Source organism: Mesorhizobium sp. WSM4848, from assembly GCF_055811375.1.
The window spans coordinates 1-10,338 of record NZ_JBVVPX010000068.1 but is presented as its reverse complement, the minus strand read 5'-3'; the positions used below and the strand labels follow the sequence as shown (position 1 = coordinate 10,338).

Annotated in this window: 6 protein-coding genes and 1 pseudogene; 6 read left to right on the top strand and 1 reads right to left on the bottom strand. The window is 56.7% G+C overall.

The annotated features are described in order from the left end of the window. Positions 1-177 precede the first annotated feature (177 nt). The 5 genes from AC0L16_RS32860 (at position 178) to AC0L16_RS32840 (ending at position 7,507) form a co-directional block, all read left to right on the top strand. Positions 178-1,650 carry an aldehyde dehydrogenase gene (locus tag AC0L16_RS32860; RefSeq protein WP_473625677.1) on the top strand — a complete coding sequence of 491 codons (1,473 nt, stop codon included), beginning with the start codon at positions 178-180 and terminating at the stop codon, positions 1,648-1,650. A 158-nt stretch (positions 1,651-1,808) separates the two neighbouring features. Then, a complete protein-coding gene (locus AC0L16_RS32855) occupies positions 1,809-2,999 on the top strand; it encodes an aminotransferase class V-fold PLP-dependent enzyme (RefSeq protein ID WP_473625675.1) in 1,191 nt (396 codons plus the stop codon). Between the two features lie 32 nt (positions 3,000-3,031). Next, entirely contained in the window at positions 3,032-4,174 is a 1,143-nt protein-coding gene (locus tag AC0L16_RS32850; RefSeq protein WP_473625674.1) for a M20 family metallopeptidase, read from the top strand. Positions 4,175-5,019: 845 nt separating this feature from the next. After that, complete coding sequence (locus AC0L16_RS32845) at positions 5,020-6,198, top strand: M24 family metallopeptidase (RefSeq protein WP_473625673.1); 1,179 nt, start codon at positions 5,020-5,022, stop codon at positions 6,196-6,198. 136 nt (positions 6,199-6,334) lie between these two features. Continuing rightward, positions 6,335-7,507: a M20 aminoacylase family protein gene (locus AC0L16_RS32840; protein ID WP_473625671.1), complete on the top strand. Its 1,173-nt coding sequence runs from the start codon at positions 6,335-6,337 to the stop codon at positions 7,505-7,507. A gap of 101 nt (positions 7,508-7,608) precedes the next feature. On the opposite strand, the pseudogene AC0L16_RS32835 reads toward AC0L16_RS32840, so the two are convergent. After that, positions 7,609-8,684, bottom strand: a pseudogene (locus AC0L16_RS32835) (IS630 family transposase). A 712-nt stretch (positions 8,685-9,396) separates the two neighbouring features. Here AC0L16_RS32835 and AC0L16_RS32830 point away from each other — a divergent pair. After that, entirely contained in the window at positions 9,397-9,789 is a 393-nt protein-coding gene (locus tag AC0L16_RS32830) for a transporter substrate-binding domain-containing protein (protein WP_473625678.1), read from the top strand. Positions 9,790-10,338 lie beyond the last annotated feature (549 nt).

The window sequence follows — 10,338 nt, the reverse complement described above, 5'->3', positions numbered from 1 at the left end:
GAGGCTGATCTGCGTCGTGGTCTGTCAATCGTCCGCGAAAGCATCGGCGCTGTGCAGAGCAGTATGGAGAAAAACCCCGCCGAAACGACCACCGAACTCGAGGTCGACGCGTAGCGGCGTCTGTTGTGGACGTTAGCCCCAGTTGAAGCATCAACCAACGTGGCACGAGGCACGGTAATGAAAGCGACGACCGACGGAACGATCGGCCTGATGGATGGCGAGCACGTCAATATCTATGTCAACGGGAAGCTTCGGCCCGCCCACTCTTCGGCCCGGATCCCGATCGTGAACCCGGCGGATGAGCGGAAATTTGCGACAATACCCGATGGCGACAAGGACGACGTTTCTGCCGCGGTGAACGCCGCACGAGAGGCGTTCAGAAATTCCGGTTGGCCGCAGTTGCCTCCATCGGAGCGAGCCAAATATTTGCGCAGGCTTGCCGCTGCAATCGACGATCGCGCCGAGCAACTCGGTGCGATCGTCACTGCGCAGATCGGCATGCCGCTAGCAAGTTCGGTGCAGTCGAATGGCAACGGCACATCGAAGTACTATCGTTATTACGCTGAACTCGCTGATCAGCTTGAAGTCGAATCCGAGCGTATCGGACATGGTTTGCGCACGATTATTCGGAGAGAACCGGTTGGTGTTGCCGCATTGATTGTGCCGTGGAACGGCCCCCAAGGAGCGATAGCGTGGAAGCTTGCACCAGCGCTGGCCGCCGGTTGTATAACAATTATCAAGCCTCCACCGGAAGCATCACTAGATTCGTATCTGCTCGCGGAAGCCCTGGACGAGGCAGGCATTCCCCCCGGCGTTGTGAATATCGTCTTCGGTGGGCGCGAAACAGGAGCGCTGCTCGCGTCGCATCCGGGGGTCGACAAGGTGTCCTTTACCGGGTCAACGCACGCCGGTCGCCATGTTGCACTGGCCTGCGCCGAGCGCTTCGCGCGCTTCACGCTCGAGCTTGGTGGTAAGTCTGGGGCCCTGCTGTTGGACGATGCCGATCTCGACACGTTTCTTCCATTGGTTGCGCCCGCGTGCATACCGTTCAGCGGTCAAATCTGTCACGCACTGACTCGGGTGCTTGCTCCACGCGCGCGCTACGATGAAGTGGTCGATGGGATCGCAAGTAAGATGGCCGATCTCGTCGTGGGCCACCCGCTCGATCCCGCGACGCAGGTAGGACCACTGGTGGCGAAGAGACAGCGCGATCGCGTGGCGGAGTACATAGCTTCTGGACGCACACAAGGGGCAAAGGTCGTGACCGGTGGTGGCCGGCCGGAGGGCCTGGACGTCGGCTATTACATCCAGCCGACGGTTTTCCGCGACGTCGACAGCTCGATGCGGATCGCCCAGGAGGAGATCTTCGGGCCAGTGGTGTCAGTGATACCGTACGACAACGAGGAGGAGGCGCTCGCGATATGCAACGGCACGGCATACGGCCTTGGCGGAGCGGTGTTCACATCCGACCCCGAGCGAGGCCTGGCAATTGCGCGCAGGGTGGAGGCCGGCGTCGTCGGGATTAACCGTTACACACTTCACATCGACGCGCCATTCGGCGGTGTCAAAGGAAGCGGCCTTGGCCGCGAGCTAGGGCCAGAGGGGTTGGCGGCATTTCTTGAGACGAAATCAATTTTCCCGCCACAGTAGTAAGATGGGGTGCAGCCGAGGGTCCACCGAGGGTTGCGTCTGGCTTCTGACTTGCGCTGCCTCCAACTCACGTTCCGGTCAGATTTCTATCCGACTAGTATCATCGGACGTAGGTCCACAGGCACTAGTCGTCCGCCAACTTGACGAGCCCTAAGACCATGAACAGCAGCTTGCTTCCGTTGAGCACAATCCGGCAAGAATTTCCTGCAACACAAAACTTCATCTACATGGATGTTGCGAATCAGGGACTAATCTCCCGAACCACAAGAGCATCTTTCGAAAAGCATCTCGACAACAGACTCTATGGTGAAAATGATGAGCTGAGCCAGTTAAAGGATGTTGAAAAGACTCGCGCCAGGTTTGCCCAATTAATCGGAGCAGACAGGGATGAAATAGCTATCACAAAGAACGCGTCAGAGAGCATCAACATAATCGCTAACGCCATCAAATGGCGTCCTGGAGATAGCGTAGTGCTGTGCCCTCAACTGGAGCATGCGAACAACATTTTACCATGGCTTCAGGTCAAGGCCTTACATAATGTTCAGCTGAAAGTCGTGGAGCCGCATAACGGCGCAATTCCAGTCGAGAAGATTATCAATGCCCTCAATTCCAGCACACGCGTTGTGGCGCTTTCGACGGCTACGATGGTTCCTGGTTTTCGGACGGCGACGGAGCAAATCGCGCAGGCCTGCAGGCATCGAGGCTCGTTCCTTTTGGCGGATGGAACCCAGTCCGTAGGGATACTCCACACCGACGTTGCTCAACTGGGTTTGGATGGTTTGGCGGTCTCGACCGTGAAGGGCTTGATGGGCCTCTACGGATCGGGATTTCTTTTCTGCCGTCGCGAGTGGGCCGATCAGCTCAATCCAGCCTATCTTGCTCGGTTCAGTGTCGATCTCGGAAACGCACCGGAGTCGGCTCCCATTCTCAGCGCCGTCAAACTGCGAGCTGGAGCCCCGCGTTTTGACATTGGCCACTACAACTTCCCGGGCATGATCGCCGCCTACGCCTCTATGGGGCAATTGCTGGAGATCGGAACCGAGGCAATAGACAATCACGTCACATCTTTGGCAAAGCGATTGGCTTTGGGACTCTTGGAATTGGGATTGCCTGTCTGTGGCGGGCCACCCGGCAAGCAGACAGGGAGTATCATAGCTGTCGGTGATCTGGCTATGCTCTCCGGTGAGCAGGAGCCGGACCCCGATATTCAAGCCCTACACAGCTACCTTAACGACAGTAAAGTTATCGCCTCAAAGCGCCGCGGGATGCTAAGATTTTCTCTCCATCTTTATAATACAGAGGCCGAAGTTGACTGGGTTATTGGCCTAATCAAGAGTTGGTCGAGGTAATGACCACCATAGGTGCATGTACAGGAAAGTCTATGTCATCACTCAGTGCAGATACCGTCGCGCTTCTCAAGGATCTGGTAAAAATCGAGAGCGTGAACCCATCGCTATCGTCGACGGGCAGCGGAGAAAGGCGGGTGGCTGAATATCTCGAGGGGTTTTGCAAGGAGCGAGACCTGCAGTATGAACTCCAACACGTTGTTGACGGCCGCTCGAACTTCCTGACCTCAGTTCCAGGCAGAGATCCTGACAGGCGCGTTCTTTTTATCGCCCATATGGACACGGTGCCAACGGACAATTGGGCCACGAACCCTTTTCTGGCAGTGCAGAAAGATGGCCGAGTTTATGGTCGAGGCAGTTGTGACACAAAGGGTTCGCTTTCGGCGATGTTGATGGCCCTCACTACCCTGGGAGACCGCCAACCTAACGCTACAATTGTCGTTGCAGCCAGCATCGATGAAGAGTACCGGAAGATCGGAGCCCGCGCTATCGCGTTCTCCGGCACGACGTATGAGGCTGCGGTGGTTGGTGAACCAACAGAGCTAGAGCTTGTGGTCGCTCATAAAGGTTCAGTCCGCTGGCAGATCGAAGTGCAGGGGGTCCCTGCTCATACCTCGAAGCCTCACCTCGGCGTGAATGCCATAACCGGTATGGCAAAGGTTATATTGGCGCTAAACGAACACGGTCAAGATCTCGCCTCGCGCACGCAACCTTTGGTCAGCCCCCCAACTTTAACGGTAAGTCTTATTGAGGGCGGATTGGAACTTACGACTGTTCCTCCATCATGTCGCATCTGGATTGATCGACGACTCGTTCCAGGAGAGAGGCCCGGGCAGGCGTTGCAAGAAGTAGAAGACATACTGCAGGGGATGCGAGATCGCGAAGGCATTAAGGTCAGATCATTGCTGCCCGCGTTGGAAGACCCGGCTCCGAACAGTGCCGAGTCCAGCAAAATTGCAGCGGTGGCAGCGGCAGCATGTGCCAATGTTGCCGGGACCGGAAGATACATTGGCGTGCCATATGGAACAGATGCCAGCCAGCTCTCACTTGCGGGAATTTCGTGCATTGTTTTGGGGCCTGGAAGTATTGATCGCGCCCACACGAACAATGAATTTGTTGAATTGGACCAATTGGCGAAGGCTGTTGAGATATATCAACAGATAATGCTTAGTTACTGAGGTGATCGAACGATCCCGGTTACCTCCAAGGCGATCGCTTGGACCTACGGCGCTAAGAGGCCACCCCAATTCTGGCCAGCCGCTTTCTTTGATCGCCTAGAAATGTCGCACACACTGTAAAAAGTGTTGTTTGAAAGCGCCGTGGCGATGCTACTCGCGCAGGCCTACAGAAGTCACTGTTTGGCTGTGCGTTGCGGCCACAGAACGACACCGTTGCGCGGGTGGGCTCTCGAGAAATTTAGGCAGAACTTTCGGCGTCGCCTGGAGCAATAGCACAATAGCAGTGATAGCATGTTGTGACTGACCCATTGATGCTCGTCGGGCTGCGTCGGGGGCGGTTGATGGTGAATAGGTATCCGTCCGGTGAAGCGTCACTGGAGGGGTACTGAATAGGCGTCGCAAGCGAATCTGCATCCACTACAATCAGCGCGGCTTCGCCCTCGACACTTCACAAAACCGGCCCCAAGGACCGGCGACAGAAGAAAGGTCAGTCTCATCGAGAATTCATCGAGCACACGTTAATCGGGAGCGGCGACCAATATTTGGGCGGCTCACAGACGCAGCGTGAGTCTCGAAGCGCAACGTGCATTTCAGTGAGCTGACATGCCGAAAACTCGTAACGACAGCGATTGCTGTGATTCACGGTGCGCCTTCAGTGTGCTTTATCAATGCCCTCCTGGCAAAATTAACCCCGCGAACTTGCCATGTTACAGCATCAGACACTGCGCGTTTCCGCCGCAGTTTTGCAGATTTCCTGCGCGAGACCGCTGGAGATCGCCGACAGAACGACTCCGATCCCTGCTACGGTCAAACAACACAACGTTCCTTTGGTGAGGGTAGGCTGAATGAAAGTTCCGGGTATGAATAGTGCCGCTATTCAAAAAGATCTCGCATTTCCGATCGAAGAATTCCAACGGCGGCTAAAAATTGTTCGTCAAGAAATGGCGGAAAGAGGATTGGACTTGCTGGTGGTGAGTACGCCTGAAAATATCTATTATATGAGTGGCTATCACACCGTAGGGTATTTCAGCAGTCAGTTTCTGCTTGTCCCAATTTCTGATGATTTAATTCATATAACGCGGGGCATCGAAGAGACGAATGTTAAGGTTTTATCATGGATTGAGCGATCGACCAGCTATATGGATCACGAGGCACCGATCGAGCTTCTCGCCGCCACTATACGGGAGATGGGCTACTCGAATGCGGTCATTGGTATTGAGAAGATTAGCTGGTTTCTGTCGATCGTCGACTACGAGCGACTTAAAGAAATACTCGGCGACGCGAAGTTCCAGGATGGATCCCTGACGGTTGAAGCTTCGCGCGTTGTTAAGTCAGATCTGGAGTTGGAGTATATTCGCCATGCTGCTCGTATTGCTGAGGCCGGCATGGAGGTCGGCCTCGATCAGATTCATGCTGGAGCTAACGAGAATGACATCGCGGCAGAGATCCAGCGGACGGTAACAATCTTGGGGAGCGAATACCCGGGGTTGCCTGTGTTTGTCTCCTCAGGGGTGCGTACTAGCCAAGCTCATGCCACGTGGGCTGGACGAAAAGTTCTCGAAGGTGACCCCGTCCTTCTGGAAATATCGGGGTGCGTGCGGCGCTATAGCGCTGCTCTCATGCGCTTAGCCGTGGTTAAGCCAGCAAATCGCGAACTGGAGCGGATGGAAGAGGTGTCACGCAAGGCGCTTGAAAAGATGCTGGACGCCATAGGGCCTGGTAGGCCATTAGGGGAAGTTTGGAATGTATGGTCGACTACGGTCACTGACGGCGGCTACGAAGGCCGCTTCAAACGGACCGGTTACTCCATCGGCATCAATTTTCCGCCTGACTGGGGCGAAGGTTACATCCTTTCTTTTAAGCGCGGCGAAACTCGCACACTGCGCCCTAACATGACATTTCATATCCCATCTCTTGTGAAAGTGTTCGGCTTCGCCGACGCGGGCACGAGCGAAACTGTCCGCGTGACCGAATCAGGGTGTGAGGTACTCACGAATTTTGGGCGTCAACTTTATGTTCGGTAGCGAAATTCAGTTCAGGATCGATCACAGCCAGAAGACTACGGTGCCGGCTATATAGATGGTCGAGGAAAATGCGAGTCCATTAGTCGAGCTGGATAGATCGAACCTGTTCCTACCAACCATAAGAAGGGAGATTCCCATGCCTATCGTCAATCGGGTCGCCGATTTGCTCCCTGACATCGTGTCCTGGCGCCGCGACATTCATGCACATCCTGAACTGGGCTTTGACGTCAACCGCACCTCCGCCCTCGTCGCCGAACGCCTGCGCGAGTTTGACTGCGACCAGGTCGTGTCCGGCCTTGGCAAGACCGGCGTCGTTGGTGTCATCACGGGGAAGATGGCCGCGACCAACGACCACGCAAAGGTCATCGGTTTGCGCGCTGACATGGATGCGCTGCCGATCGAGGAAAAGACCAATCTGCCCTATGCCTCTAAGACCGAGGGCTTAATGCATGCATGCGGTCACGACGGCCACACTGCGATGCTGCTGGGCGCGGCACGCTATCTAGCCGAAACTCGGAACTTCGCAGGCACTGTAGTCTTGATCTTCCAGCCTGCGGAAGAGATTGGTATGGGGGCGGTCGCGATGCTCAAGGACGACCTGATGGAGCGCTTCGGTGTTGAACAGGTTTATGGCATGCACACCCTTCCAGGCTTGCCGATTGGTGCGTTTGGTATTCGACCCGGCGCGGTGATGGCGGCAACGGACAGCATCGAGATCAGAATAGAAGGCCGCGGGGGTCATCCAGGAATGCCACACAGAAGCGTCGATGCTATCTTGGTTGGCGCGCAGCTTATTACGGCGGTACAACAGATTTTGTCGCAGAACGTCGATCCCTTGGAAGCGGCTGGAATTACTTTTCATGAATTCCGTGCCGGCAGCACGCATAGAGTCTTGGCCGAGACGGCAGAGTTGCGAGGCAGTATGCGCACGTTGACGCCAGAGGTGCGTCAGCTTGTAAAGAAGCGGTTGCGCGAGGTGGTTGCCGGCATCGGTCAAGTAACCGGTGCAAGGATAGATCTTGATCTCGAAAGCGACCATGGCGTCGTTTTCAACCATGCATCGCAGACCGAGATGGCGATCAAGGTGGCCAAGGATATCGCCGGTGAAGACAATGTCTTCGAGACGCTGCCGGTCTTAGGAGGCGAAGATTTCGCCTTCATGTCGGAGGCGCGACCGGGCGCCTTCATCTGGTGTGGTAACGGCGACAGTGCTGGCTTGCACCACGCTGCGTATGATTTCAACGACGAGGCGATTCAGTTCGGGACATCGTACTGGATCAAACTCACAGAAAACACGCTCGCGGCGTGAGGTGTTGGTGGGACGAGGAATAATCTCTTGTACCCGCCAATTTAGTTCTCGATAAGCGTCCCTAAGAGAACAGTGTTGTTTTCCGCTCACGGAGCTCGGAGCTAGTGGATGGAATCTAACATTTGGTGCCCGCGTTTGACGGCAGCGATGGTCTTGTCTGGATCGGCGGTCCAAGTGAAGGGTTTAGGTTGCTGGTTGTGCTCTGCAACGAAGCGGTTGATCGCCGCCTGGAGGTCGACGACGGAGTTGAAGACGCCGCGTCTGAGACGACGCTTCGACAGTTTTGGGAAGAAGCCCTCGACCGCGTTGAGCCACGAGCACGAGGTTGGCGTGAAGTGGAAGGTGAAACGCAGATGGCGGTCGAGCCAGGCACGCACCTTAGGATGCTTGTGGGCGGCGTAATTGTCGAGGACGACGTGGACGGCCTTGCCGGCCGGCACCTCGGCATCGATGGCGTTGAGGAAGCGGATGAACTCCTGGTGGCGGTGGCGTTGCATGTTCCTGCCGATGGCGGTGCCGTCGAGCACGTTGAGGGCGGCAAACAACGTGGTTGTACCATTGCGCTTATAGTCGTGGGTCATGGTGCCGAGCCTTCCCTTCTTCATGGGCAGGCCGGGCTGCGTACGGTCGAGTGCCTGGATCTGGCTCTTCTCGTCGACAGACAGCACGATGGCGTGGGCTGGCGGGTCGACATAGAGGCCGACGACGTTGCGCAGTTTGTCGACGAACTGCGGATCGTTGAAGAGCTTGAACGGGCGCCAGCGGTTGGGCTGCAGCCCGCGCCTTCCAGATGCGGCGCACCGCGCTGGCGCTGATGCCGGCCGCGGCCGCCATCATGTCGGCGGTCCAGTGGGTCGACTCGCCAGGTGGGTCCTGCAACGTCAGTGCCACCACGCGCTCGGCGACTTCAGGTCCGAGTGGGCAATGCGCGAGGGCGCGTCTTGTCGCGCAACAGTCCCTCGAAGCCTTCCGCGGCGAAGCGCTCCTGCCAGCGCCACGCACAGGTCTTGAACTTACCAATTTGCCGCGTGATCTCGACGGTGCCCACGCCTTCGCTGCTCAACAGAATGATCTCGGCGCGTCAAACGTGCTTCTGCGGCGCATTGCGATCTCTGAGCAGCGCGCCCAGACGCTGACGATCAATCGAAGAAACGGTAAGGAATATTCCTGTGCGCATGCGCCAGACTCGCATGCGCACTCACAAAAGGGAATCCTCAGCCGGACTTTTATGTTTGCGGCCTCCGGCCACCGCAACCCAGCAGGTCTCATGCGGGCCCTCGAGGGGCAAGCGAGCTTGGCTGTCGTCGCGGTGGCGCGCGGGACCAACGCCCATCAGCTCTTAAACTGATTCAGCGCATCAGACATGGCGCTGTCGGACGAGGGGGGGCCGTCCTCGGCAACCCAGGCCGGGGCCCGAGACCGCGCACTTCATCGAACACGAGGCGTACAAAGATATCGCCCTCGTCATCCCGCCCTGCGCGAACTCCATTACGTCACCCGTTATGACGATCCGAAGTGATCGGCGGCGACGCGCGGACCAACGGCGGACTTACCTATAAACGCACCACCAGACGATTTTGGGAAAGGTGCCTCGGCGCATGGCTTACCCGGAATGAGCCACAAGGCTACCTCTCTCATTCTTCGAAGGCACGTTCAAGGATACGCCGGTCCTGACTGCTATTACGAACCTGGAATGGAAAGTCAAAGTTGTCAGGGCCAATTACAACTACATGAGTAGGGGAATGCCGCATAATAAATGCCCGGCAAATTCGAAAAGATGCGGCGAAACAAAAGGAGATTCTAGATGGCTAAAGTGAACGCAAGGCCCTCGAGGCGCGCGATCTTGTTGGGGATAACTGCACTTGGCATTGCGTTGCCCATAGCATCGGCTGCCACTTCGGCTTCGGCAGCAGTCGCTGCTTGAGAAGATCAAGAACGGGGAGCCAATCCAGATAGGCTTCTCCAACGAGGTTCCCTGGGCCTATCCTGGCGAGGATAATGAGCCGCTCGGCTTTGTCAATGCGATGACGATTGACATTCTGAAGAAGTTGGGCACGACCAAGGTCGAGCCGGTCGTGACCGAATGGGGCTCGCTCATCCCCGGTCTGCAGGCCGGCCGCTTCGACATCATCACCGGCGGCATGTACACCGCGAAAGAAGCTGGCATCCCCGACGACAAGATCATGCAGGTTGCTGGCAATGCGGAAAATCCTGCAGGCCGTGAAGGCCGGCCGCGCCGCGGCCGGCGCCTACTCCACAAAGGCATCTGTCGACAAGGATGACAGCATCGAACTGGCCGAACCGTTCACACCGCCGGGTGGCCGTCTATCCCGGCCTCGCCCTCCTACCCAACCAGCAGGCGGAGGTCGGTGCGTCAACTCCGCAACGAAAGAATACATCGGCTCGGACGAGATGATGACGTCGGTCGGCAAATACGGCTACACTAAAGCTACCCTGCCGGACGGGATCACGACGGCCAAGCTTTGCAAGCGCTGATGCCAGACCGGTATTTGCCATCTTTGCGCCTTGACTGTCTTCCCGGCCAGATAGCTAGTCCGCAGCCGAGGCCGGCGATTTTTTCGGTCGCCCCAAGAGCGAGAATTCTCCATCATAATGCCGGAAAACTGTGCGTTGGCGCCAGCATCAACGCCGGTTTCCTGCGACTGCCGGATATTTTTCGCGTAGTTCGCCCATTTGACTCTGCTAGATTCACGCCATGGGCGCCGTGCCCGTTTTTAACGTCCGTCGAAGTTCCGGGAGCCAAAAATGGTCGCCACAAAATTGAATTTCAGCTTGGAAGAATATCGAGCGCGGCTTGGCAAAACGCGCTC